The sequence below is a fragment of the Streptomyces sp. NPDC037389 genome (assembly GCF_040636475.1).
Lineage (GTDB): Bacteria > Actinomycetota > Actinomycetes > Streptomycetales > Streptomycetaceae > Streptomyces > Streptomyces hesseae.
Genome location: NZ_JBEZUS010000082.1, coordinates 1 through 1,098, shown reverse-complemented (window position 1 = coordinate 1,098; position 1,098 = coordinate 1). Strand labels below are relative to the sequence as shown.

Sequence of the window (1,098 nt, the reverse complement as noted above, 5' to 3'; positions counted from 1 at the left end):
GGGCGACGTGGCCGGCGCCGCCGCCGCGACCGACGACGCCGAGGCCGCGAAGGCCCTGCTCACCGGGTACGCCAAGGACGCCCGCATCAAGGACGCCGCCTTCACCGCGGGCACCCCGGCCGGGGAGAAGGTCCCGTTCTCCGTGAAGGCCACCGTCGCCTACGACGAGAAGACCGCGCCGCTCGCGTACGACAGCGCGCTGACCGTCGTCCGCCGGGCCGGCGACGGCGAACCCCGCGTCGACTGGCACGCCGCCGTCGTGCACCCGGACCTGCGCGACGGCGACCGGCTGGTCACCGGGAAGGCAGGCGACCCGCCGGTGAAGGCGCTGGACCGCAACGGCGGGGAGATCACCGCCGCCGCCTACCCCTCCCTCGGCACCGTCCTGGACGGCCTGCGCGACAAGTACGGCAAGAAGGCCGGCGGCACCCCCGGCGTCGAACTCCGCGTGGTGCGCGCGAAGGCGGCGGACAGTGACGGGAAGGGATCCAAGGAAGCCAAGGGTTCCGGGGCCGGTGACGTCGCCGACAAGACGCTGCTGGAGCTGAGCAAGGGCACGCCCGGCACGCTGAAGACGACGCTCGACCCCGCCCTCCAGGCCGCCGCCGAGCACCAGGTGGACGGCAAGAAGGGTGCGTCGGTGGTCCTGTTGCGCGCCTCCACCGGCGAGATCCTCGCGGTGGCCAACGGCGGGCACGGCTTCAACACCGCCTTCCTCGGCTCGCTCGCCCCGGGTTCCACCATGAAGGTCGTCACCGCCTCGATGCTGCTCGAGAAGGACCTGGCGTCCGTGAACGAGAAGCACCCGTGCCCGAAGTACTTCAGCTACGGCGGCTGGAAGTTCCAGAACGACGACGAGTTCGAGATCGAGGACGGCACCTTCAAGGCGAGCTTCGCCCGTTCCTGCAACACCGCCTTCATCAGCCAGGCCCCGGAGCTGAAGGACGACGACCTGACCCGGCAGGCCGAGCAGGTCTTCGGCCTGTCCATGAACAACTGGTCGGTCGGCGTGCCCACCTTCGACGGCCGGGTGCCGGTGCAGAGCAAGGCCCAGATGGCGGCCTCCCTCATCGGCCAGGGCGGCGTGCGGATGAACCC

The 1,098-nt window shown here is 71.3% G+C and carries 1 protein-coding gene; it reads left to right on the top strand.

Annotation, left to right across the window (positions count from 1 at the left end):
• The coding region (locus AB0E98_RS33915; RefSeq protein WP_361710359.1) for a penicillin-binding transpeptidase domain-containing protein at window positions 1–1,098 on the top strand (1,098 nt) is incomplete at both ends.